At 70.5% G+C, this 23,927-nt stretch carries 19 protein-coding genes; 5 read left to right on the top strand and 14 right to left on the bottom strand.

What is annotated here, in order from left to right; translation table 11 throughout:
* Positions 1 to 243 precede the first annotated feature (243 nt).
* The 5 genes from ACIPC1_RS21635 to ACIPC1_RS21615 all read right to left on the bottom strand — a co-directional run bounded on the left by ACIPC1_RS21635 (position 244) and on the right by ACIPC1_RS21615 (position 7,331).
* Positions 244 to 2,370 (bottom strand): 3-hydroxyacyl-CoA dehydrogenase NAD-binding domain-containing protein, encoded by a 2,127-nt coding sequence (locus ACIPC1_RS21635; protein ID WP_402519169.1) that lies wholly within the window; start codon positions 2,368 to 2,370, stop codon positions 244 to 246.
* Positions 2,367 to 3,593, bottom strand: coding sequence for a thiolase family protein (locus ACIPC1_RS21630; protein ID WP_402519167.1), 1,227 nt, complete (start codon positions 3,591 to 3,593; stop codon positions 2,367 to 2,369). The genes ACIPC1_RS21635 and ACIPC1_RS21630 overlap by 4 nt, the downstream gene beginning before the upstream one ends.
* A gap of 333 nt (positions 3,594 to 3,926) precedes the next feature.
* The gene (locus ACIPC1_RS21625) at positions 3,927 to 5,204 is read right to left on the bottom strand and encodes a ribonuclease D (RefSeq protein WP_402519165.1); all 1,278 of its coding nucleotides are present in this window, start codon (positions 5,202 to 5,204) and stop codon (positions 3,927 to 3,929) included.
* 426 nt (positions 5,205 to 5,630) lie between these two features.
* Positions 5,631 to 6,293, bottom strand: coding sequence for a response regulator transcription factor (locus tag ACIPC1_RS21620; protein ID WP_365426447.1), 663 nt, complete (start codon positions 6,291 to 6,293; stop codon positions 5,631 to 5,633).
* Between the two features lie 411 nt (positions 6,294 to 6,704).
* Positions 6,705 to 7,331, bottom strand: coding sequence for a DUF3000 domain-containing protein (locus tag ACIPC1_RS21615; protein ID WP_402519548.1), 627 nt, complete (start codon positions 7,329 to 7,331; stop codon positions 6,705 to 6,707).
* 234 nt (positions 7,332 to 7,565) lie between these two features.
* On the opposite strand from ACIPC1_RS21615, the gene hemE reads away from it, so the two are divergent.
* Positions 7,566 to 8,633 carry a uroporphyrinogen decarboxylase gene (hemE, locus tag ACIPC1_RS21610; protein ID WP_402519163.1) on the top strand — a complete coding sequence of 356 codons (1,068 nt, stop codon included), beginning with the start codon at positions 7,566 to 7,568 and terminating at the stop codon, positions 8,631 to 8,633.
* 3 nt (positions 8,634 to 8,636) lie between these two features.
* On the opposite strand, the gene ACIPC1_RS21605 is transcribed toward hemE, so the two are convergent.
* Positions 8,637 to 9,452: a rhomboid family intramembrane serine protease gene (locus ACIPC1_RS21605; protein ID WP_402519161.1), complete on the bottom strand. Its 816-nt coding sequence runs from the start codon at positions 9,450 to 9,452 to the stop codon at positions 8,637 to 8,639.
* Positions 9,453 to 9,630: 178 nt separating this feature from the next.
* Between ACIPC1_RS21605 and ACIPC1_RS21600 the strand changes: the two genes are divergently transcribed.
* Positions 9,631 to 9,981 carry a hypothetical protein gene (locus ACIPC1_RS21600; RefSeq protein WP_402519160.1) on the top strand — a complete coding sequence of 117 codons (351 nt, stop codon included), beginning with the start codon at positions 9,631 to 9,633 and terminating at the stop codon, positions 9,979 to 9,981.
* 29 nt (positions 9,982 to 10,010) lie between these two features.
* Here ACIPC1_RS21600 and ACIPC1_RS21595 read toward each other — a convergent pair whose 3' ends face one another.
* A complete protein-coding gene (locus ACIPC1_RS21595; protein ID WP_402519159.1) occupies positions 10,011 to 11,423 on the bottom strand; it encodes an FAD-dependent oxidoreductase in 1,413 nt (470 codons plus the stop codon).
* A gap of 27 nt (positions 11,424 to 11,450) precedes the next feature.
* Complete coding sequence (locus ACIPC1_RS21590) at positions 11,451 to 12,446, bottom strand: DUF4349 domain-containing protein (protein ID WP_402519157.1); 996 nt, start codon at positions 12,444 to 12,446, stop codon at positions 11,451 to 11,453.
* A gap of 158 nt (positions 12,447 to 12,604) precedes the next feature.
* On the opposite strand from ACIPC1_RS21590, the gene hemG reads away from it, so the two are divergent.
* The gene (gene hemG, locus ACIPC1_RS21585; protein WP_402519155.1) at positions 12,605 to 14,065 is read left to right on the top strand and encodes a protoporphyrinogen oxidase; all 1,461 of its coding nucleotides are present in this window, start codon (positions 12,605 to 12,607) and stop codon (positions 14,063 to 14,065) included.
* Positions 14,066 to 14,069: 4 nt separating this feature from the next.
* Positions 14,070 to 14,789: a hydrogen peroxide-dependent heme synthase gene (gene hemQ / locus ACIPC1_RS21580; RefSeq protein ID WP_384392339.1), complete on the top strand. Its 720-nt coding sequence runs from the start codon at positions 14,070 to 14,072 to the stop codon at positions 14,787 to 14,789.
* A gap of 24 nt (positions 14,790 to 14,813) precedes the next feature.
* On the opposite strand, the gene ACIPC1_RS21575 is transcribed toward hemQ, so the two are convergent.
* From ACIPC1_RS21575 to ACIPC1_RS21555, 5 genes are all read right to left on the bottom strand, one after another.
* Positions 14,814 to 16,466: an alpha/beta hydrolase gene (locus ACIPC1_RS21575; RefSeq protein WP_402519153.1), complete on the bottom strand. Its 1,653-nt coding sequence runs from the start codon at positions 16,464 to 16,466 to the stop codon at positions 14,814 to 14,816.
* 120 nt (positions 16,467 to 16,586) lie between these two features.
* Positions 16,587 to 17,375, bottom strand: a complete 789-nt coding sequence (locus tag ACIPC1_RS21570; protein ID WP_402519151.1) for a TIGR04222 domain-containing membrane protein — start codon at positions 17,373 to 17,375, stop codon at positions 16,587 to 16,589.
* A 110-nt stretch (positions 17,376 to 17,485) separates the two neighbouring features.
* Positions 17,486 to 18,253 carry a DUF4142 domain-containing protein gene (locus ACIPC1_RS21565; RefSeq protein ID WP_402519150.1) on the bottom strand — a complete coding sequence of 256 codons (768 nt, stop codon included), beginning with the start codon at positions 18,251 to 18,253 and terminating at the stop codon, positions 17,486 to 17,488.
* A gap of 252 nt (positions 18,254 to 18,505) precedes the next feature.
* Positions 18,506 to 19,828, bottom strand: coding sequence for a DUF692 domain-containing protein (locus ACIPC1_RS21560; protein ID WP_402519149.1), 1,323 nt, complete (start codon positions 19,826 to 19,828; stop codon positions 18,506 to 18,508).
* Positions 19,829 to 20,202: 374 nt separating this feature from the next.
* Complete coding sequence (locus tag ACIPC1_RS21555; RefSeq protein WP_402519148.1) at positions 20,203 to 20,991, bottom strand: DUF4142 domain-containing protein; 789 nt, start codon at positions 20,989 to 20,991, stop codon at positions 20,203 to 20,205.
* Between the two features lie 534 nt (positions 20,992 to 21,525).
* Between ACIPC1_RS21555 and ACIPC1_RS21550 the strand changes: the two genes are divergently transcribed.
* Complete coding sequence (locus ACIPC1_RS21550) at positions 21,526 to 22,737, top strand: glycosyltransferase family 2 protein (protein WP_402519545.1); 1,212 nt, start codon at positions 21,526 to 21,528, stop codon at positions 22,735 to 22,737.
* A 377-nt stretch (positions 22,738 to 23,114) separates the two neighbouring features.
* Here the strand turns inward: ACIPC1_RS21550 and ACIPC1_RS21545 are convergent, their stop codons facing one another.
* Positions 23,115 to 23,876, bottom strand: a complete 762-nt coding sequence (locus ACIPC1_RS21545; RefSeq protein WP_402519147.1) for a peptidyl-tRNA hydrolase — start codon at positions 23,874 to 23,876, stop codon at positions 23,115 to 23,117.
* Positions 23,877 to 23,927: the final 51 nt, after the last annotated feature.

Here is a 23,927-nt window from a genome sequence, read left to right as displayed (position 1 = left end):
ACGATGGTGAGATCGAAACCATCAGATGTGTTCTACGTCTGGTCAGATCCTGTGGAGATCTTACCTATGAAGGTATCGCCCTCCAGGGGTGTTCCGATCACAAATCATCCACAGATGGACCGATCACGGCTCGGCGTGGTCGGCAGCGCAGGGGTGGCGGCAGAGCAGGCGGATGTGGGCGGTGCAAACACCGGTGCCCGGCACACCAGTTGGCGTGCCGGGCACCTTGCGTACGGGATCCGCTTACGCGGGGACGCTGGCCACGCCCTGCGCCAGGAACCGCTTCCCGTTCACCCGCTCCGAAACACCTTCACGGTCCAGGTACGGAGTGATGCCGCCCAGGTGGAAGGGCCACCCCGCACCCGTGATCAGGCAGAGGTCGATGTCCTGTGCCTCGGCGACGACACCCTCGTCGAGCATGAGCCCGATCTCCTGGGCGACGGCGCCGAGGACGCGGTCGCGGACCTGCTCCTCGGTCAGGACGACATCGCCCTGCTTCAGCAGCGCCGCGACCTCGGGGTCGAGCTCGGGCTTCCCGCTGCCGTACACGTAGAAGCCGCGCTTGCCCGCCTTGACGACGGCCGCGAGGTTCGGGGAGACCGTGTAGCGGTCGGGGAAGGCTCGGTTGAGGGTCTCCGAGACGTGCAGACCGATGGCCGGGCCGACCAGCTCGAGGAGGACGAGGGGAGACATCGGCAGGCCCAGGGGCTCCACCGCCTTCTCCGCGACCTCGACCGGCGTGCCCTCGTCGATGACGTTCTGGATCTCGCCCATGAACCGGGTGAGGATGCGGTTGACGACGAACGCCGGGGCGTCCTTCACCAGCACCGCGGTCTTCTTGAGCTTCTTGGCGACACCGAAGGCCGTGGCCAGGGAGGCGTCGTCCGTCTGCTCGCCGCGGACGATCTCCAGGAGCGGCAGGATCGCGACCGGGTTGAAGAAGTGGAAGCCGACGACCCGCTCGGGGTTCTTCAGCTTCGACGCCATCTCCGTCACCGAGAGGGAGGAGGTGTTGGTGGCGAGGATCGCGTGCGCCGGAGCGACCGCCTCGACCTCCGCGAACACCTGCTGCTTGACGCCGATCTCCTCGAAGACGGCCTCGATGATGAAGTCGGCGTCGGAGAAGCCCTCGGCCTTGTCCAGCACACCGGTGACCAGGGCCTTGAGGCGGTTGGCCTTGTCCTGGTTGATCCGGGACTTCAGCAGCAGCTTGTCGATCTCGGCGTGGACGTAGCCCACACCCTTGTCGACGCGCTCCTGGTCGATGTCGGTCAGCACGACCGGCACCTCCAGGCGGCGCAGGAAGAGCAGGGCGAGCTGCGAGGCCATCAGGCCCGCGCCCACGACACCGACCTTGGTGACCGGGCGGGCCAGGGACTTGTCCGGGGCGCCCGCCGGGCGCTTGCCGCGCTTCTGGACCAGGTTGAAGGCGTAGATGCCGGAGCGCAGTTCGCCGCCCATGATCAGGTCGGCCAGCGCCACGTCCTCGGCGTCGTAACCCTTCTGAAGGTCACCGTCCTTGGCCCCGGCGATGATCTCCAGCGCGCGGTACGCGGCCGGCGCCGTCCCGTGCACCTTGCTGTCGGCGACGAAGCGGCCCTTGGCGACGGCCTGGTCCCAGGCCTCGCCGCGGTCGATCTCCGGACGCTCGACCGTGAGGGAGCCCTTGAGGACGGACGCCGTCCAGATCAGCGACTGCTCCAGGAAGTCGGCGCCCTCGAAGATGGCGTCGGCGATGCCGAGGTCGAAGACCTGCTGGCCCCTGAGCTGCTTGTTCTGGTTGAGCGAGTTCTCGACGATGACGCTCACCGCGCGCTCGGCGCCGATCAGGTTCGGGAGCAGCGTGCAGCCGCCCCAGCCCGGGACCAGACCGAGGAAGACCTCGGGGAGTGAGAACGCGGGGAGCGCCTTGGAGACGGTCCGGTACGCGCAGTGCAGACCGACCTCGACGCCACCGCCCATCGCCGCGCCGTTGTAGTACGCGAAGGTCGGGACGGCCAGCGCCGCGAGCCGCTTGAAGACCTCGTGGCCGCCCTTGCCGATGGCGAGCGCGTCGTCGTGGTTCTTGAGGAGCTCCACGCCCTTGAGGTCCGCGCCGACCGCGAAGATGAACGGCTTGCCGGTGACGCCGACACCGACGATCTCGCCGGCCGCGGCCTCCGCCTCCACCTGGTCGATGGCGAGGTCGAGCTTCGCCAGCGAGGCGGGGCCGAACGTGGTCGGCTTGGTGTGGTCGAAGCCGTTGTCGAGCGTGATGAGCGCGAAGCGCCCGGCGCCGAACGGCAGGTCGAGGTGGCGTACGTTCGCCGAGGTCACGACCTCGTCAGGGAACAGCTCGGCCGCACCCTTCAAAAGCTCAGCGGTGCTCACTTGCTGCCTCCGGCGGACTCGAAGTGCGGGTTCTCCCAGATGACCGTGGCGCCCATGCCGAAGCCGACACACATGGTGGTCAGGCCGTAGCGGACGTCCGGCTGCTCCTCGAACTGGCGGGCCAGCTGCGTCATCAGACGGACGCCGGAGGAGGCCAGCGGGTGGCCGTACGCGATGGCGCCGCCGTACTGGTTGACGCGCGCGTCGTCGTCGGCGATGCCGTAGTGGTCCAGGAACGCGAGGACCTGGATGGCGAAGGCCTCGTTGATCTCGAAGAGGTTGATGTCCTCGATGGACAGACCGGCCTTGGCGAGGGCCTTCTCGGTCGCCGGGATCGGGCCGTAGCCCATCACCTCGGGCTCGACGCCCGCGAAGGCGTACGAGACCAGGCGCATCCTGACCGGCAGGTTGTTCTCGCGCGCGAAGTCCTCGGACGCGATGATCGACGCGGTGGCGCCGTCGTTCAGACCGGCGGCGTTACCCGCGGTGACCCGGCCGTGCACGCGGAACGGCGTCTTCAGACCGGCCAGGTTCTCCAGCGTGGTCCCCGGGCGCATCGGCTCGTCGGCGGTGACCAGGCCCCAGCCCGTCTCACCGACCTCCGGGTTGGTGTTGCGCACCGAGATCGGCACCAGGTCCTGCTGGATCTTGCCGTTGGCGTACGCCTTCGCGGCCTTCTCCTGCGAGCGCACGGCGTACTCGTCGGCGCGCAGCTTGGTGATGTGCGGGTAGCGGTCGTGCAGGTTCTCGGCGGTCATGCCCATGAACAGGGCGGACTCGTCGACCAGCTTCTCGCTGACGAACCGCGGGTTCGGGTCCACGCCCTCGCCCATCGGGTGGCGGCCCATGTGCTCGACACCACCGGCGATGACGGCGTCGTACGCACCGAAGGCGATCGAACCGGCCGTGGCGGTGACGGCGGTCAGCGCGCCCGCACACATGCGGTCGATGGAATAGCCCGGGACCGACTGGGGGAGCCCGGCGAGGATGCCGGCCGTGCGGCCGAGCGTCAGACCCTGGTCACCGATCTGCGTGGTCGCGGCGATGGCGACCTCGTCGATCTTCTTGGGGTCGAGCCCGGGGTTGCGGCGCAGCAGCTCCCGAATGGCCTTCACGACGAGATCATCCGCGCGGGTCTCGTGGTAGATGCCCTTCGGGCCCGCCTTGCCGAACGGGGTGCGGACGCCGTCGACGAAGACGACGTCCCTGACGGTACGAGGCACGATGGCTCTCCTCCAGATGCGGGATGGCACTGCTGCGCGACACACACGCCCTGAGCGCGCGCTCACCCCTCATGCTACTTGCGGGTAACCATGCTGCCCAGTCCCGGAGGCGGGAGCGGCGAAGGTCACATCCGGGACGGGCGCGTGAGCGGTGCCGACGAGCCCGGGACGTCACGGTCTACACCGACTTCCGCACCCTCCACCGCTCCGTTTTCGCCCGATGATCTTGGCGTGATCTCGACGTCGCGATGTGTCGCCGTTCGGGCCGGAGGCGATCCGGGCCGGCGCGGGTGGGTCCCACGCCCGACCTTGACCGTCCTCCTGCCGAAGCCGTCAGGCCTTGGCAGGAGTGAGCGCCGCCACGAGCACCGGGGTGACCTGCTCGACCTGCCAGGGCCGCGCCCCGAAGCCGGCGAGCGCCGCGGCCACGGACTCCGCGTCCGGCACCGCCGGCGGCTCCCAGCACACCCGCCGCACGGTGTCCGGAGTGATCAGGTTCTCCTGGGGCATGTTCAGCTGCTCGGCGAGCGCCGACACCTCGGCGCGAGCGGCGGAGAGCCGGGCCGCGGCGGCCGGGTCCTTGTCGGCCCAGGCGCGCGGCGGCGGGGGGCCGGTCACCGGCTGGCCAGGCTGCGGCAGCTCCGAGTCCGGCAGCTCCTTCGCGCGGTCGACGGCTGCCTGCCACTGCTCCAGCTGACGGCGTCCCATGCGGTGCCCGAAGCCGTTCAGTGCGGCCAGGGCGTGCACATTGGCGGGCAGGGCCAGCGCTGCCTCGACGATCGCCGCGTCCCCGAGCACCTTGCCCGGCGAGATGTCCCGGCGCTGCGCGACCCGGTCCCGGGTCTCCCACAGCTCCCGTACGACCGCCATCTGCCGGCGCCGGCGCACCTTGTGCATCCCGGACGTACGGCGCCAGGGATCCTTGCGCGGCGGTGCGGGATCGGCCTGCGCGATCGCGTCGAACTCCTGCCAGGCCCACTCCAGTTTGCCCTGCCGGTCCAGCTCCTTCTCCAGCGCGTCGCGCAGGTCGACAAGGAGCTCCACGTCCAGGGCGGCATACCGCAGCCACGGGTCCGGCAGCGGACGTGTCGACCAGTCGACCGCGGAATGCCCCTTCTCCAGTACGAAGCCGAGCACGCTCTCGACCATGGCGCCGAGGCCCACCCGGGGGAACCCGGCGAGCCGGCCGGCCAGCTCGGTGTCGAAGAGACGGGAGGGGATCATGCCTATCTCACGGAGACACGGCAGGTCCTGGGTGGCGGCGTGCAGCACCCACTCCACACCGGAGATCGCCTCGCCGAAACCCGACAGATCAGGACAGGCCACGGGGTCGATCAGCGCGGTGCCGGCGCCCTCGCGGCGCAGTTGTACCAGGTAGGCGCGCTGACCGTACCGGTATCCGGACGCACGTTCGGCGTCGACGGCGACGGGGCCGGATCCGGCGGCGAAAGCGGCGATCACCTCGGCGAGCGAGGCATCGTCGGTGACGACGGGCGGAATGCCGTCGCGGGGCTCAAGCAAAGGGATCGGCGCCGGTTCGACGTCGTCCGGAGGGGCGCCTCCGGTGGTTCGCAGTGAGCTGTCTTCTGCGGTCTCTTGGGCGTCGGTCACGTGTCAAGGGTATCGGGATGTTCGAGCGGCTGACCTGCATCTTCCAGTCATTGGTCGGTTTACCTGCGAAAACGCTGCTCAAGTGGATCTCATGTCCGCCAGGTGCTTCTTGTCCGGGGTCCCCGGCGTGCCGCGATCGGGCTCCCACGACGCCTGCCCGGCCACGGAGCGTCGCCCCGGCCGAAGGCTCCTGACCACCGTGGAGTCCCGGATTCCGGCGGCCGCGCCACGTACCGCATACCCCGATCGACCGCCGGGATCCCGTACGAGAAGGGCGCCGAAACGGCGTACGAGGAGATCTGGTTCCACCGGATCCCGTTGAGCCATTCGTGGAAGCGCCCGCCGACTGATGTCCAGTCGGCGGGCGCCGGGGTCGTGAACCGGCCAGGTGAGGGAAAGCTCCGGTTCAGTGGTGAGCGGTGTGGGTCAGTGGATGATTCCCGTGCGCAGGGCCACCGCCACCATCCCGGCGCGGTCGCCCGTGCCGAGCTTGCGGGCGATACGGGCGAGGTGGCTCTTGACGGTCAGTGCGGACAGGCCCATCGAGACGCCGATGGCCTTGTTCGACTGGCCCTCCGCGACCAGCCGAAGCACCTCGACCTCGCGTCCGGAGAGCTCGCGGTAGCCGCCCGGATGGCTCGGGGAACCCGGGGGGCGGCGGTGCATCCGGGCGGCGGCCGAACCGATCGGCGCGACGCCGGGCCGGGTGGGGAGCCCGACGTTGTTACGGGTGCCGGTGACGACGTAGCCCTTGACGCCGCCCGCGAGGGCGTTGCGTACGGCGCCGATGTCATCGGCGGCGGAGAGGGCGAGGCCGTTGGGCCAGCCCGCCGCACGGGTCTCGGACAGCAGGGTGAGCCCGCTGCCGTCGGGCAGATGGACATCGGCGACGCAGATGTCGCGTGGATTGCCGATTCTGGGACGGGCCTCCGCGATCGACGACGCCTCGATGACGTCGCGCACTCCGAGCGCCCACAGATGGCGGGTGACGGTGGAGCGGACCCGGGGGTCGGCCACGACCACCATGGCAGTCGGCTTGTTCGGGCGGTAGGCGACCAGGCTTGCGGGCTGCTCGAGGAGAACGGACACCAGGCCTCCTGGGGGTGCGGGACGGTACCGGCTGTGGGGATGAAGCCGGGACGAACCGTGCTTTCAAGGTCACAGACGTCTTCGGCATCAAACCCGTCCGCCTTTAGAGAATGATCACGATTTGGTGAGTAACAATCCGTGCAATTCGGACACGCGATCGATCATCCGAAGATCGAACCGAGTCGCTCGACGTCATTCCTCGTCAATACGCGCCCGAAAGTGGGCGTATCGACAAAGAAGCATCGTGAACTGTGCGCGGATCGGGACCACACGTTGAACCGGACCGTGCGCGGAACGGGATCACATGTTGAACGGGACCGTGCACTCAAGCAGGACGGGGCGCTGAACCGGCCTGTGCACGCAAGCAGGACGGCGCGCTGAACCGGACGTGCGCCGAACCGGACCGCGTACTCAGCGGGACTGCGGCCCCCGGCGCTGCGGCAGGCTGACCACCGACGTCTCGTCCGGTGTCACCGGCGGAAGCCCGGCGACCTGGCACAGCAGATCGCACCAGGCGGCGAGATGCGCGGCCGCGTCCGGCACGCCGCCCATGCCCTCCCGCGGCGTCCAGGACGCCCGGATCTCGATCTGGGAGGCGGCGGGGCGCTCCGCGAGGCCGCCGAAGTAGTGCGAACTCGCGCGCGTGACGGTGCCGCTCGGTTCCCCGTACGACAGACCGCGGGCCTGGAGCGCGCCGGTCAGCCACGACCAGCAGACGTCGGGAAGCAGCGGGTCGGCGGCCATCTCCGGCTCCAGCTCCGCGCGGACCAGGGTCACCAGGCGGAAGGTGCCCTGCCAGGCGTCGTGCCCCGCGGGGTCGTGCAGCAGCACCAGGCGGCCGTCGGCCAGATCCTCGTCGGCGGCGACCACCGCCGCTTCCAGCGCGTGCGCGTAGGGGGCCAGACGCTTCGGCGCAGGCGTCGGGTCGATCTCGATCTCCGGCCGCAGCCGCGCGCCCTTCAGCGCGTCGACGGCGGCCCGGAAGGGCGGCGGAGCCGTCGCCATCGCATCTCGGTTCCCCTCCTTCGAGTCGTCCATTCCGCCAGCGCCGTCCGACAGTCGTCCCTGAGCCGCAGCCATGCGGGGAAGATTAAGGGGAACGGAGCCTTCGCGCAGGGAGAGACACCCGTGCGTGGGACCACTGTCCGGATCGCGCCGCACGAACACGCCTTCGTGAGCGCTGCTGCCGGGGGCTCCACGGGGCTCTCGAGGCCTGTCCGGCACCGGGTGCCCGGGACTTGACTGTCGGCCGGGCGTGCGAGACTTTCCGTCGTGAGTGCCAACGACCGCCCGGACGGGCAGCAGCCGCGAGCCACCGACGAATCCGCCTTCCTCAAGGCGTGCAGGCGCGAACCCGTGCCGCACACGCCGGTGTGGTTCATGCGGCAGGCCGGCCGCTCACTGCCCGAGTACCTCAAGGTGCGCGAGGGCGTCGCCATGCTCGACTCCTGTATGCGCCCCGACCTGGTCGCCGAGATCACCCTCCAGCCGGTGCGCCGGCACCACGTCGACGCGGCGATCTACTTCAGCGACATCGTCGTACCCCTGAAGGCCATCGGCATCGACCTCGACATCAAGCCGGGCGTCGGCCCGGTCGTCGAGAAGCCGATCCGCACCCGGGCCGACCTGGCCCAGCTGCGCGATCTGACCCCCGAGGACGTGTGGTACGTCACCGAGGCGATCGGTCTGCTCACGGCGGAGCTCGGCTCGACCCCCCTCATTGGTTTCGCGGGCGCGCCCTTCACCCTCGCGAGTTACCTCGTGGAGGGCGGACCGTCCAAGAACCACGAGCACACCAAGGCGCTCATGTACGGCGACCCGCAGCTGTGGGCCGACCTGCTCGACCGTCTCGCCGAGATCACCTCCGCCTTCCTGAAGGTGCAGATCGAGGCAGGCGCCAGCGCCGTCCAGCTCTTCGACTCCTGGGTCGGCGCCCTGGCACCCGCCGACTACCGGCGCTCGGTGATGCCGGCGTCCACGAAGGTCTTCGAGGCGGTGGCGTCGTACGGCGTTCCGCGCATCCACTTCGGCGTCGGCACCGGTGAGCTGCTCGGCCTCATGGGCGAGGCGGGCGCGGACGTCGTCGGCGTCGACTGGCGTGTCCCGCTCGACGTGGCCGCCACACGCGTCGGCCCCGGCAAGGCCCTTCAGGGCAACCTCGACCCTGCCGTCCTGTTCTCCTCGACGGAGGCCGTGGAGACGAAGACCCGCGAGGTGCTGGACGCGGCCGCGGGTCTCGAAGGCCATGTCTTCAACCTCGGCCACGGCGTCCCCCCGAACACCGACCCGGACGCGCTGACCCGGCTCGTGGAGTACGTGCACACGCACACCGTGCGCTGAGTCCTAGATGTGCCGCGCCTGTCTGCCCCACAGCAGGCGGCGCGGCTCCGGCGGGGCCGGGGTGCCCGCGCGCAGCGGCCAGGCCAGCAGCATCCCGGCGAGGAAGCCGACCACATGCGCCGCGTACGCCACTGTTCCGGCGTCGGAGACTCCCTTGCCCGACGAGTACACAGCCTGGAGCGCGAACCAGAAGCCCAGCACCATCCACGCGGGCAGCCGCAGCGGCAGGAAGACCAGGAACGGGACCAGGACCCACACCCTGGCCTTCGGATAGAGCACCAGGTACGCGCCCAGCACCCCGGCGATCGCTCCGGAGGCGCCGATCAGCGGGTCGCCCGAGTCGTCGTTCAGGTACGCGAAGCCGTACGCCGCCGCGTAGCCGCAGACCACGTAGAACAGCGTGAACCGCAGATGCCCCAGGCGGTCCTCGATGTTGTTGCCGAAGATCAGCAGAAACAGCATGTTGCCCAGCAGGTGCAGCCAACTGCCGTGCAGGAACATCGCCGTCAACACCGACAGCGCCGGTGACTTGTCGTAGTCCGGCGGGGCCACCACACAGCCGGCGCCCTGCGGGCCGACGCCGGTCTCGCCGGTGGGCACCAGGCCGGGCATCCGGTGGTGGATCAACTCCCGCGGCACCACGGCGTAGTGGTCCAGGAACGCCTGCAGATGGCAGAGCTGAGCCACGCCGCTGTCACCCGACACGGAACCGGCTGTGCCGGGTGTGACGAGGAAGACGAGCACGTTGGCGGCGATCAGCGCGTACGTCACATAGGGCGTGCGCCGTACCGGGTTCACGTCATGGACGGGGATGACCACAAGGAAGTACTGCCCCCGATGGGGCGGGGGAATCCGCGCGTCGGCGGGGGCGCGTTGGTGTGGCCGGGGCAGTGCGTCCCCACGGCGCTGAACGCCTCCGCAGCCCCGTGCGTATGTCTCCTCAACCGCCCGAAACGCGACGAAGACGTCGCGCGAGGAAGACGTGAGGACACAGGCGATGAACGACCGAGTTAATCCTCCGATCCATGCCCTGCCCGACGGCGAGGCGGAGATCGCCCTGGTGCTGCACCTGCCCTGGGAAGATGTTGCCGCGCTCGGCCAGGAGGCCGGCCGGCTCGCGGCCCGGATGCAACGTTCGGTGACCCTCGACGAGGCCGTCAGCCACCGGCTGCGCTCCGCCCGGGCCGCCGCCACGCACGCGAAACCGCCCACGGCGCAGCCGGCGGCCGTCGCCTCCGCGGCCTCCGTCTCCTCGCTGCCCGGGCGGCCGCCCGCCGAGCAGGCCCGACAGGCCATAGACCGGATCAACGGCAACGGGTCGACGGTGCCCGGGCACGAGACGGCGTAGCGCGAGCCCCTGGGGAAGGGGTCGTGGGATCACGCGCCACGCGTGCGTACCGCCGCGACCGCCTTGCGCGCCGCCACCAGGATGGGGTCCCACACCGGTGAGAACGGCGGCGCGTAGCCCAGGTCAAGAGCTGTCATCTGCTCCACGGTCATGCCCGCCGTCAGCGCCACCGCGGCGATGTCGACGCGCTTCGCGGCGCCCTCCCGTCCGACGATCTGCACGCCGAGCAGCCGTCCGGTGCGGCGCTCGGCGAGCATCTTCACGGTCATGAGGTCCGCGCCGGGGTAGTAGCCCGCGCGGCTCGTCGACTCGATGGTGACGGTCTCGAACTGTAGGCCGGCCCTGCGCGCGTCCTTCTCGCGCAGCCCGGTGCGGGCGATCTCCAGGTCACAGACCTTGCTCACCGCCGTGCCGACGACACCGGGGAAGGTGCCGTAACCGCCGCCCACGTTGGCGCCGATGACCTGTCCGTGCTTGTTGGCGTGCGTGCCCAGCGGGATGTGCCGTTCGCGGCCCGAGACCAGGTCGAGCACCTCGACACAGTCGCCGCCCGCCCAGATGTCCTCGTGCCCGCGCACCCGCATCGCCAGGTCGGTCAGCAGCCCGCCGTGGTCCCCGAGGGGTAGCCCGGCGGCCCGGGCGAGCGTCGTCTCGGGGCGTACGCCGATGCCGAGCACGACCACGTCCGCCGGATACTCCGCGTCCTCCGTCGCGATCGCCCGTACCCGCCCGTCCTCGCCGGTGAGCACCTTGGTGACCTTGGCGTCGTTCACCATGGTGATGCCCAGGCCCTCCATGGCCGTGTGCACGATCCGGCCCATGTCGGGGTCGAGCGTGGACATCGGCTCCTTGCCGCGGTTGACGACCGTCACCTCGTACCCGCGGTTGATCAGCGCCTCCGCCATCTCCACGCCGATGTAGCCCGCGCCGACGACCACCGCGTGGCGGCCCTCCGTCGCGGCCAGCGTGTCGAGGAGCGCCTGTCCGTCGTCCAGGGTCTGCACGCCGTGCACGCCCGGCGCGTCGGCGCCCGGCAGGTCGGGACGGATCGGGCGCGCGCCGGTCGCGATCACGAGTTTGTCGTACGGCGTCCACTCCTCGGCCCCCGATTCGAGGTCGAGGGAGCGGACCCGGGCGCCCGCGACGTCGATCTCGGTGACCTCCGTACGCATCCGCAGGTCGATGTCGCGCTCCCGGTGTTCCTCGGGCGTCCGGGCGATCAGTTCGTCACGTTCGGCGACGTCACCGCCCACCCAGTACGGGATGCCGCAGGCAGAGTACGAGGTGAAGTGCCCCCGTTCGAACGCCACGATCTCCAGCTCGTCCGGCCCCCGCAGCCGGCGCGCCTGCGACGCGGCGGACATGCCCGCCGCGTCACCGCCGATCACGACCAGTCGCTCTTTCGCCCCGCCGGTGGTACCGCTCGTACGGTTCATGCTCATACGAACACGCTACGGGGACGCGGCATTTCAGTCCTGTTCGCGCCCCTCCTCGCGCTCCCGGACGGACGGGGCGACCGGCAGCGTGCCGGCCGCGGAGGCCGCAGCCGGGGCCGGGCGGCGCGGCAGCCGGGTGCGCAGGAGACGTACCCACAGCGCCCACAGCGCGAGGAGCAGCGCGGCGCCCGCCGCGAACGGGAGGATCGCGCCGAACGCCACGGCGATCCAGCGCAGCATCGTGACGAACGCGCTCCAGCCGCCCGTGAGCGCGTCGACGAAGCCCGGATCGTCGTCCTTCTCCGCCTGCTTCACCGGGGTCTCGGAGAGGGTCAGGGTGATGGTGGCCAGGCTGGTGCGGTCCGCCAGGGAGGCCTGTTGGGCGAGCAGCGACTCAAGGTCGGCCTGCCGGGTGCTCAACTCGTCCTCCAGGGTGACCACATCGCTGAGCTTGGTGGCCTGGTCCATCAGCTCGCGGATCCGGGCCACGCTGGCCCGCTGCGTCTTGATGCGGCTCTCCACGTCGACGACCTGGTCCGTGACGTCCTGCGCCTTGGCCGTACGTTCCAGGAGCTTGCCGGTGCCTTCCATGTCGGCGAGCACCTCGTCGTACCGCTCGGTGGGCACACGCAGGACGACGCGGGTGCGCTCGTTGCCCTTCTCGTCCCGGGTGGTGGTCTCGTTGCCGACGAAGCCGCCCGCGTTCGCCGTGGTGGTGCGCGCCTGGTCCAGGGCGTCGGGTACGTCCTTGACCTGCACGGTCAGCGAGGCGGTGCGGATGATCCGGTTCGCGGTGAGGTCCGGGGCCTGACTGGGGGCCTGGGCCCCGCTCTTGCTCGCATCGGCGCCCGCGGCGCCCTCCTGGACCGCGGGCTTGTCCTGTGCGCCGGCGGCGGAGTCGCTGGACATGCCGCTGTCATCGGCGCCTGAGCAGCCGGTGAGCGCGAGGGCGGCGGCAAGAAGAATCCCGGCCAGGAGATGAGCGGGTCGTGCGGGCCGTATGGGTCGTGCGGAGCTTCGTGTACGCATGTGGGCATCCCCCCGAGGGTCGTGACGACTGACGCTCCTTCGACGCCCGGAGTGGGTGCGACGTTGGGGGGATCCGGTCCCGATGCGGTCACGGTCAGGACTCGTGGAGGACACCGGGGGCTGGTGGGAGTGTCAGTGGGGTCTGCGAAAGTGGAGGCATGCGCGCACAGGACACCGGTATGGGTACGGGACACGTCGTTGTCATCGGGGGCGGGATCGCGGGGCTGGCCGCCGCCCACCGACTTCTGGACCGAGGCGTGCGCGTGACCGTCCTGGAGGCCTCGGACCGCGTCGGCGGCAAGCTGCTGCCCGGCGAGATCGCGGGCGCGCGTGTCGATCTGGGCGCGGAGTCGATGCTCGCGCGCCGCCCCGAGGGGGTCACCCTGGCCCGCGAGGTGGGGCTCGCGGACCATCTCCAGCCGCCCGCCACCGCGACGGCCTCGCTCTGGACCCGCGGCGCCCTGCACCCCATGCCCAAGGGGCATGTCATGGGCGTCCCCGGCACCGCCTCCGCCCTCTCCGGCGTCCTCTCCGACGAGGGCCTGCGGCGTATCGAGCGGGATGCCGAGCTGCCCCGCACGGAGGTCGGCGACGACGTGGCGGTGGGGGAGTTCGTGGCCGCCCGCCTCGGCCGCGAAGTGGTCGACCGTCTGGTCGAGCCCCTCCTGGGTGGTGTCTACGCGGGCGACGCCTACCGCATCTCCCTGCGCTCCGCGGTTCCCCAGCTCTTCGAGGCGGCCCGGACCCATGACTCCCTGACGGAGGCCGTCCGCGAGATCCAGGCCAAGGCCGCCCGGAACCAGCAGGCGGGACCGGTCTTCATGGGCATCAGGGGAGGCATCGGCCAACTGCCGCTCGCGGTCGCGGAGTCCGTCCGCGCGCGGGGCGCCGAGATCGTCACCGGGGCACCGGTGACGGAGCTGCGCCGGGAGGCACACAGCGGCTGGCGCGTCGTCGCCGGAGGCCAGGTCCTCCAGGCCGACGCCGTGGTCCTCGCGCTGCCCGCCCCCACTGCCGCCGCCCTGCTGCGCGCCGAGGCGCCCGCCGCGGCAGCCGAGCTGGCCACCGTGGAGTACGCCTCCATGGCGCTGATCACCCTCGCCTACCGGCGCAGCGAAATCGCCCTCCCCGAAGGGAGCGGTTTTCTCGTGCCGCCTGTCGACGGGCACACCATCAAGGCCGCCACCTTCGCCTCCCGGAAGTGGGGCTGGATCGCGGACGAGAACCCCGACCTGCTCGTCCTGCGGACCTCGGTGGGCCGTTACGGCGAGACGGAGGTGCTCGGGCGGGAGGACGGCGAGCTCGTGGACGCGTCCCGGCACGACCTGCGCGAGGCCACCGGCCTGGACGCCACACCGGTCGCGACCCGAGTGACCCGCTGGGACGACGGGCTGCCGCAGTACCCCGTCGGGCACCACGCGCGCGTGGCCCGCATCCGCGAACACGTCGGCAAACTGCCGGGACTCGCCGTCTGCGGCGCGGCCTACGACGGGGTCGGCATCCCCGCGTGCGTCGCGAGCGCGTACGCCGCCGTGGACCGGCTCGGCGGAGACCGCGGCGGACTGGACGCGCTGATCACGAACCCGGTGCAGAGCCTGCACGGCGGCGCGGGAGAATAGCCCCATGAGTGACGACGCCCCCGCCAAGATTCCGAACGCCGGCAAGAAGGCCAAGGACCTCAACGAGGTCATCCGCTACACCCTGTGGTCCGTCTTCAAGCTGAAGGACGTGCTGCCCGAGGACCGGGCCGGTTACGCCGACGAGGTCCAGGAGCTCTTCGACCAGCTCTCCGCGAAGGACGTGACCATCCGCGGCACGTACGACGTGTCGGGGCTGCGCGCCGACGCCGACCTCATGATCTGGTGGCACGCCGAGACCGCCGACCAGCTACAGGAGGCGTACAACCTCTTCCGCCGCACCAGGCTGGGCCGCGCCTTGGAGCCGGTCTGGTCGAACATGGCGCTGCACCGCCCCGCCGAGTTCAACCGCTCGCACATCCCGGCCTTCCTCGCCGACGAGAACCCGCGCGACTACGTCAGCGTCTACCCGTTCGTGCGCTCCTACGACTGGTATCTGCTGCCCGACGAGGACCGTCGCCGCATGCTCGCCGACCACGGCAAGATGGCCCGCGGCTACCCGGACGTGCGGGCCAACACGGTCGCCTCGTTCTCCCTCGGGGACTACGAGTGGATCCTCGCCTTCGAGGCCGACGAGCTGTACCGCATCGTCGACCTCATGCGCCTCCTGCGCGCCTCCGAGGCCCGGATGCACGTCCGCGAAGAGGTCCCCTTCTACACCGGCCGCCGCAAGGACATCTCCGAGCTGGTCGCGGGCCTCGCCTGAGCGGACCGGGAGCGCCGGACGGTTTCAGGAGGCCTTCTTGGCGTCCTTCTCGAGGTCCTTCTCCCGGTCCTTCGAACGACTGCCCGGCGCCACGGGCTTCGGCTCCGGGTGCGGTGCGCACGCCGCGCGCCGCACCGGGAGCCTGCCCTCAAGGAGATAGGCGTCCAGGTAGCCGTTGACACACTTGTTGGGACCGCCGCCGATCCCGTGTGTCCCGGCGCCGTTCTCGGTCACCAGGACCGAGCCGGACAGCCGTCGCTGGAGCGCCACCGCACCCTCGTACGGTGTCGCCGCGTCCCGCTCGGCCGCCAGGATCAGGGTCGGCGGCAGCTCGCCGGGCAACGTCCGTACGTCCAGGGGCTGCTGCCGCGGCACGGGCCAGTAGGCGCAGGGCAGGTTCATCCACACGTTGTCCCAGGTCTCGAACGGCGCCTTGCGCGCGAGGCGCGTGTTGTCGCGGTCCCAGGTGCGCCAGTCGGTCGGCCAGGGCGCGTCGTTGCACTCGACGGCCGTGTAGACCGCGTTGCCGTTCTCCTGCTCGGCGGCCGCCTCCGGATACGGTCCCGCCTGCTCGATCAGCGGCTTCGGGTCCCCGTTCAGATACGCGGACAGGGCCTGGGCGCGGTAGGGCCAGTAGTCGTCGTAGTACCCGGCCTGGAGGAACGCGCCCTGTAGCTGCCCGGGCCCCACCTTGCCGCCCGCGGGTGAGGCGGCCAGCTGCGCCCGCGCCTTCTCATAGCTGTGCAGTACCTTTTCGGGCGTGGCGCCGAGCCCGTACACGCCGTCGTGCCGGGCGATCCAGGCCCGGAAGTCCGCCCAGCGGATCTCGAACGCGGCGGACTGGTCGAGGTTGTTCTGGTACCAGATCTGGTCCGGGTCGGGGTTCACCGCCGAGTCGAAGACCATCCGGCGCACGTGGGAGGGGAAGAGCGTCGCGTACAGGGCACCGAAGTACGTGCCGTACGAAGCGCCCATGAAGGTCAGCCGCCGCTCGCCCAGCGCGGCCCGCAGCACGTCGAGGTCACGCGCGTTGTTGAGCGAGGTGTAGTGCCGGACGGCCTTGCCGGAGCGCTCGACACAGCCGCGCGCGTACGCCTTTGCCTCCGCGATGCGCTCCTTCTTGTACGACTCCGAAGGGAACGTCGGCGACTGCGTGGGCCCCTTCCCGAGCTGCTTCGGGTCCTGGCAGGACAGCGGGGCGCTGCGACCCACTCCGCGCGGGGCGTAGCCGACGAGGTCGTACGCCGCCGAGAGGGGCTTCCACTCGGGGAGGAACCCGATCAGCGGGAAGTACATGCTGGAGGCGCCCGGGCCGCCGGGGTTGTAGACCAGGGCGCCCTGGCGCGGGACCTTCCGCTTCGAGTTCTTCGCGTCCTTGCCGGTGGCCTTCACCCGGCTGACGGTCAGCTTGATCTGCTTGCCGTCGGGGTGCGCGTAGTCGAGGGGCACGGTGACCGTGCCGCACCGGACGTTGTCCGGGAGGTCCTCCGCCTTGGAGCAGGTGCCGAAGCGGACACCGGCGGCCGCGGCACGCTCGGCGGCGACCGCGGTGCCGCGCGTGTCGGCCCCGGACCCCAGAGGGTCGCCGGGCCAGCGCGATTCGCCGCCCGCGGGGACGGTGACGAGGGCGGACAGGAGCAAGGATCCTGCGGTTCCGTAGAGGACGGCAGCTCTCATCGCGTATCCCTTCAGCGCACGACAGCGACAAAGGGGATGTTTCGTTCGGCGGTTGGTGAAGTAAAGGACCGGGCCGCAGTGTCGGCTCCAATGACCCCGATGCGCCCCCCGGCGCGCCTGTCAGCCCCTTTGTTCCGGGTTTCGGTCGCGGTGGGTGAAGGCCGCGCGCAGGTCCGGCTCGCCGATCGCGCGGATGCCGCGGACGGCGACGGAGGTGAGGTACGTACGGTCGTCGCCCGTGCTGTCCGGGTGCCGCGCGAGGGTGCCGAGCAGGCGCTGCCCGGCCGGGGACGCCCAGCGCGAGTAGGGGTGCACCTCGATACGGGCGATCGCGAGGCAGCTCAGCGTGAGGGTGAACGGCAGTGCGAACCAGACGGCCACCGGTACTTCGTACTCGGCCGCCGGAGCCTGGGAGGGCATCAGCAGGGCCACGGCGCCCAGGACGAAAACTGCTGCCGCGGCGGCCTGGACCTGGCGTACGGCGCCGGCGACGGTGCCGCGCTCGCCGTCGGGCACGGCGAGGCCCGCGGCCACCAGGCGGTCGGCGAGGCGGTGTACGGAATCCGCGGCGGCCGCGGTCGCCCGCACGGGCGCTATCCGGGACTGTCCCTCCGGGCCGATCGCTCCGATCACCGAGCGCTCCATCTCGTCGTGCCCACGCGGGTCCACGACGGTCGCCCAGCCGGTGTGCGCGAGCAGGAGTCGGCGCTGGCGGGCCATCGACACCAGGGTCAGCTCGGCGACCCGGGCAGGGCCGCCGGACAGGAACGCCGCCTCATACAGCGTGAGGCTGTGAGCGCGGGCCGCCTTCGCGTCGAAGGCCGCCGTGCGGAGGGCCGCCAGGCACAGGCGTATGCAGGCGGTGCCGGCCGCGGCCCAGGCCAGGAGCAGGAGAAGTACCCAGAGCATGGCATTTTTCTATGCGATGAACCGGGCGAGCGCCATGGCCTATTCACATGATGGACGGAGCGTTGCGGGTATGTGATGCTCCGCTTTCCGCTCGCGGGGCCGGACCCGACCTAGGGACTTGAGGACGTTTCGTCGCGTGAGACGGCCGGGGGGAGGGTGTAGCCCGGCGACGGGACCACCGGGATCGGTGAGTTCGGGGACTGCGTGGGGTTGGGCGGGGCCGGGGAGATGGTGGTCGGGGGCGGGGCGGCGGTGGCCGCGTCCTGGGCGAGGGCGTCGAAGTCGACGTATCCGGTGGCTTCCAGGACCTTGATGTGGTCGAGCACGGTGGTGTTCGCATCGTCGGCGAGGTCGCGCACCAGGGAGTTGCGGGTGTTCGCGCGGACCTGGGCGACGAGCGTGAAGACCTTGCCGTGGGCCGCCCGGAGGATGTTCACGAACTCGCGGTCGTACGTCACGCCCTGTGCCTCGTCGAGCGTGGTCAGCCACTGGCGCTGCTGGTCGGTCGGCTGGTTGGGCAGTTCGAGGCCGAGGCGCGCCGCGACGTTGCGGACGCGGGCGTCGAGGAACGCGTGGCCCGCGATGAGGTGCTCCCCGGCGGTCCGTACGGCCTGGGTGGTGCCGCGCTCCTCGGCCTGCTGACCTGCGGGCAGCTCCCACAGCCCGGCCAGCCGGACCTTGGTGATGAAGTCCCGGTCCTGCGCCGACAACGGACCGAACTGCGTCGACACGGTCTCGGCGTTCAAGGTGGCCAGGTCGGTTCCGGAGCGGTCCGCGTACGACCAGATCGGGAAGGCCAGTGCTGCCACGGTGGCCGTGAGGGCCGTGACGATGAGCCCTGTTCCACTGATCAATCCGGTGCGGTTGATGGATCGCATGGTGCCTCCTGTTGCGGCACCACACATAAGTGCGTTCCGCGTGCAGATTGGCATGCTACTGCGGGTGCCGAGCCAACTGCCGTGCAGGAGGACAGGGTTGGGGGGTGCGAGGAAAGTGTTGGATGTGGTGGTTTGGTCGTACGTCAGACCATCTCAAAAGTGGTGAAACGCGGCGCGCACATCACCTTCACGGACGTCCGTGTTAACCCGCGCACACTTCGCAGTGATGCTGCGCGGTCGCAGTGCGCGTACTCAGCGGCGCAGCAGCACCCGGCGGGTGGCGCGGGCGAAGCGGGCCGCGGGGTGCCCCGACAGCGGGGCCGGGCCCGAGCGCTCCAGCCACCAGTAGCGCAGCCGCCGCCGGGTCTCCGGGTCCTCCGGGCGGCCCGCCAGGAGCAGGTGCTCGGCGAAGTCCAGGGCGTCGCGCCGATAGCCGCCAGCCATCGGATGCCCCTGTGCGTACGCGAGGAACGCGGGCCGGTATGCCGCCGCCAGGATCTCCGGCAGCTCCGCCGCGACCTTCGCCACGACATCGGCCCGCTTGGCGGCCAGCGCCCGCGCCTGCACCCCGAGCCGTACGCGGTCGAACCCCTCGGGCACGGGGGTTCCCGCGACGAGGGCGGAGAGCAGCGCGGTCTGCGCGAGGGCGAGGTGCTGGCGGGCGGGGTCGGTCTCGGTCCCGACGGGTGAGACGGGTGAGTCGGGCGAGACGGGTGTGCGCAAGGTGGGTCCCACCGTTTCCACGGCGGCCCCGGCCTTCTCCAGCGTCCCGCGAATCGCTTCCAACTCCCGCTCCAGCTCCCCGGGCTCGGGGAAGTTCTCGTCCCGTTCCAGCAGGATGCCCGGCGGGGTCACCCGGGAGACGAGCTCGGACAGGATGTCGAGGACCGGCTGCGGGACGGGGTGGGCGTGGCTGTCGTGCCAGACGCCGTCCCGTTCGAAACCGCCGGCGACATGGACGTAGGCGATGGCCTCGACGGGGAGTTCGTCGAGGGCCTTGACGGGGTCCTCGCCGCGGTTGACGTGGTTGGTGTGCAGGTTGGCGACGTCGATGAGGAGGCGTACGCCGGTGCGGTCGACGAGGTCGTAGAGGAACTGGCCTTCCGTCATCTCCTCGCCGGGCCAGGAGAGCAGCGCGGCGATGTTCTCCACCGCGAGGGGAACGGGCAGCGCGTCCTGCGCGATGCGGATGTTCTCGCACAGGACGTCCAGCGCGTCCCGGGTCCGGGGGACCGGCAGCAGGTGGCCCGCCTCCAGGTGCGCGGAGGCCGTCAGGGGCCCGCCCGCGCGGACGAAGGCGATGTGCTCGGTGACGAGCGGCGAGGCCAGCGCCTCGGCCCGTTCGGCCAGAGCCGTGAGGCGTGCCTCGTCGGGCCGGTCCGCGCCGCCGAGGCCGAGGGAGACACCATGCGGGATCACCGTGACCCCGCGTTCGCGCAGGCGCAGCAGCGACTCGGGGAGATGCCCGGGGCAGAGGTTCTCGGCCACGGCCTCGACCCAGTCGATGCCCGGCATGCGTTCCACGGCGTCCGCTATCTCCGGCCGCCATCCGATGCCCGTCCCCAGTCGCTCCATCGTCCCCTCCTTCACCCCGCGTGCACGGCCTCACCGGGATCGGCGGTGTCCGTCTGCTTCGACGGTCCGCTGTTCCGGCGTGAGGGGGGTATGGCCCCGGCGTCCGGTTCCGAACCTCGCGCTCGTCACGTTCAGAGCAACATTTGAGGTTCGAGTCCGGACGCCGGGAGGGTCCAGCGGGCGGTGGTTAGGGCCTGTCCGGCGGATCAGGACGCAGGAAATCGGCGGCAACTGCTCAGCGCTGGTGAGCGGGGTTTGGTGCGTGCAGCTGCAAGGCGGAGGAGGGAGTCGACGCGGAGCGTCGGCGACCGACGACAACGCCGCAGATGGGCGTGCCAAACCCCGCGTCTGCGGCATGATCCGCCGGACAGGCCCTAGCCCAGTACGCCGTCAGAATCCACCGGCTCCGGTCGGCCGGTGTTGACCGCGCCCGGCTCGCCGGGGGAGGGCTGGGACGTGGTCGAGACGTCGCCGGTTGCCTCGGCGGCCGGTACGGAGGGTGCCAGCTGGCCGGGCACCGGCGGCGGGGGGCCGGTCGGGCTGGCGGTGGTCGCGTTCGCCGCGGTGTTGGCGATGGCGTCGAAGTCGACCAGCCCGGTCTTCTCCAGCATCGTGATGTGGTCGAGCACGGTCTGGTTGGCGTCCGAGGCCAGCTGGCGCACCAGGGTGTTCCGCGTGGTGTTCCGGACGGTGCCGATGGCCGGGAAGATGGTTCCGTGCGCGGCCCGCAACAGGTTCACGAACTTGTACTCGTAGTCCGCGCCGCTCGCCGCGGTCATCTCCTTGAGCCAGCCGGTCTGCAGTTCGTTCGGCTGGTTCGGCAGTGCGACGCCGAGCTGGGCCGCGACGATCCGGACCCGCTTGTCGAGGTCGGTGTGGCCGACGATGAGGTGGTCGGCCACGTCCTTGATCGCCTGCGAGGGCGCGCGTTCGAGCGCCTGCTGGCCCGCGGGCAGCTCCCACAGACCGGCGAGTCGTACGCGGACGATCAGATCGCGGTCCTGGGCGGTCAGCGGACCCCACTGGGTGTTCACGGTGCCCGCCGCCACGTTCGCCTGTCCGGTGCCTGAGCGATCCGCGTACGACCATACGGGGAACGCGAGCGCGCCGACGGTGGCGACTAGTGCCGCAAAGACGAGGACGGTACCGTTGATACGCCGCATATTGAGCCTCCCGGGAACCCAACTGTTCGTTGGGTGTCTGTACTTGGCCAGCGCCAAGAGGTACGTGCGGGGCGGATGTGTTGTTCAACGTCCACTCAAACCTCTTTGCGATCAGCGATCAGCGATCAATGGTCCGGCCTCGACTCCGGCTTGGCGCACGGCTTCGGCTCGTTCGGCATGGGCGGCTCCGCACCGGCCACGTCTCCGGGGCGCGGCCCAGTAGGCGCAGCGCCTCGTCCAGGCTCGAGAACCTTGGCCGACCGGGGCCGTGCTCCTCGTTCCCCCTCGGTTCAACCGCCTGTATCGCCACGCAAACACGCAACCAGGCAATCACGCGATCAGGCCATCTCGGCGGCTGAAAATGCATCAGTCCCGAGGGTTATGGCGGCGGTATCGAATTCCGTCAGCCAGCATTCCCCTCCGCGGAGATTCCTGTACGGGTCGATGCCAATCGGAAGGTCTCCTACCGGTCACGATAACCGGATCATGTAATTCCGGACAACCTTCGTTTACCTTCGCTTGTCTTGCCGTTTAATGAATAGCAAACCTGTGCCCGACGTCACAGTTGTCGTCGGCGCCTATGAAGCCATGCCCTATCTCGTCCGCTGTCTGGAATCGGTCGAGACGCAGACGCTGGGCGCAGACCGAATTGAGATCGTGGCCGTCGACGACGGGTCGAGCGACGGCACCGGTGAGTACCTTGAGCAGTTCGCCGCCGTGTCGAAGGTGCCTACCAGGGTGCTGCGGCAGGCCAACTCCGGTGGTCCCAGCGGGCCGCGCAACGTCGGCCTGGGATTGGCTCGCGGCCGTTACGTCTTCTTTCTGGATGCCGACGACTATCTGGGGGACGAAGCCCTGGAGCGGATGGTCGCGATGGCCGACCGCGCCGGCACGGATGTGGTGCTCGGCAAGATGGAGGGAGTCAACCGCGGCGTCCCGAGGTCGATGTTCACCCAGACGCAGGAGCGCGCTGACGTCTACACTTCCAAGGTCATCTTCACGCTGAGCGCTCAGAAGCTGTTCCGGCGGGAACTGATCCTGCGACTGGGCCTCAGATTCGACGAGGACCTCGCCACCGGCGAGGACGCGCTCTTCACGATGGAGGCGTATCTGAGCGGCAAAGGCGTGTCCGTCGTCGCCGACTACGTCTGCTACTACCTTGTGGGCCGCGACGACGGAAAGCACGCGACCCAAAGAGGCAGCTATACGGGGCGCTTCGAGGCGATCCACGCGCTGATGGTTCTGATCGGGAGGCTCGTGCCGCCGGGCGCCGAGCGCGATCAGCTGATGGTCAGACCCTTCACGGTCGGGCTGCTGCAGCAATTCGGGGTCGGCATGCTGAAACGGCCGGAGGAAGAGCAGCGGCACAAAATGGACCTGGCCGCTCCGATGGCCGCGGCGTACTGGACCAAGGGTGTCGCCGACCGGATAAAGGTCGGGGAGCGGCTGGTTCTCACCTGTGTTGCCTTGGGCAGGCTGGATTCGTTGAAGAGCCTACTGGAATTCATCCACGCCAAGACGGTGCCGGAAGTTGTCCCTCACGGCAGGGCGGGCAGAATGCACCTCGCCTATCCGCATTTCCGCGACCGGCGGACGGGTATCCCCGACGAGGCGTACGTGGTCACCGTGCCGGACTGGTCCGGAAGCCGGCGGGTGATGCCGTCGGCGAAGCCCCGGCCGTCCCTCGCCCGCAGAGCGGCGCGGAAGGCCCGCAGACACTTACGGAGACTGCGGAACCGCGGATGATCCGTCGGCGGCCCGGCGGATGCCACCGGCACGCCGTCGATCATGAGAACGCGACCCGACCCGGTACCGGTGGGGTGCCGAGGTGCTCCGTCATCGGGTAGGGCGGGCAACCGGGACCGAGCCCCGACTGAGCCCGCGTGGAGGCCGGTTGCCTCTGCGCGGGCTCGCCCTTTGCGCACTCTCGGATCTGCTTGTCACTCCCGGGCGAGGGGTTCTCGTGAACTGAGCGGGCGCCCCACGCCGGCACGGCGCCTTGCCGGGTGCCGTCCCGCCGGAGGATCACGAACCTCTGGACGGACGGGTTCCGGCGTTCTCCCTTCGCCTTCTCCGCCGTGGAGGGGCGGGGCTCTTCCCGTCTGCGGCGCTGGGGCGGCCGGTCACGGTCGCTGCGGGCGCGGCAGGCCGATGCGCGGATCGTCGACTGCAACAGTCAGCCCGGGCGCGATCTCCGTGAAACCCGCGTCGCGGACCAACGGGATCCCGGAGGTGGTGAGTTCACGCCAGCGGGCCGGGTCCGCGGTGCGGACGGCGAGTGGGAAGCCGGCGTCGCGCCAGGCCGTGCGCTCCTCGTCGGACAGTTCCCACCAGGCGAGTTGGGCGCCGTGGCCCGCCTGCGCCATCGACTTGCCGGCCGACATGTCGAGGTCGGGGTTGAACCACAGCACGGGCGCTGTCAGGTCGGCGTCCGCCGGCGGCTCGGGGTCGTCGAGGTCGGTGCCGGAGACCTGGAGCTTGGCGAGCTCCTTGGGCCAGCCGTCCAGCGGGATCGGCGGAAAGACGCGCACCTCGGCGGACTTCCCGGTCACCGTGATCCCCGGCAGTTCCCCGGCCCGCCGCCACTCGGCGCCGCGCGCCCGCCGTACGACCTTGCGGATCCGGGCGTCCTGCCAGTCGCGGATCGCCTGCGCCCACTCGCCCTCGCCCTCGCCCTCCCCGAGCGACCGCTCGTCGCTGAGGATGGTCAGCACGGCGCGGGCCGCGGTCTCCAGAGCGTCGGTACGGGCCGGGGGCGCGGCCTTCTCGATGCGTACGACCAGGGGCAGCACGAACTGAGGTGCCTCGTCACGTGCGGTGCGCTCGGAACGGAAGGGGCTGTCGCCCGCGGGGGCCGGATCAACTGCGGTGGGGTCGCTGCTCACGCCCTCCAGTCTGCCAGGCGGAAGATCGGTTCATCCGCGGGTGCCGGTACG

This window comes from Streptomyces sp. NPDC087263, from assembly GCF_044744645.1.
In the GTDB taxonomy this organism is placed as follows: Bacteria; Actinomycetota; Actinomycetes; order Streptomycetales; family Streptomycetaceae; genus Streptomyces.
This window is presented reverse-complemented; position numbering and strand designations above follow the sequence as displayed.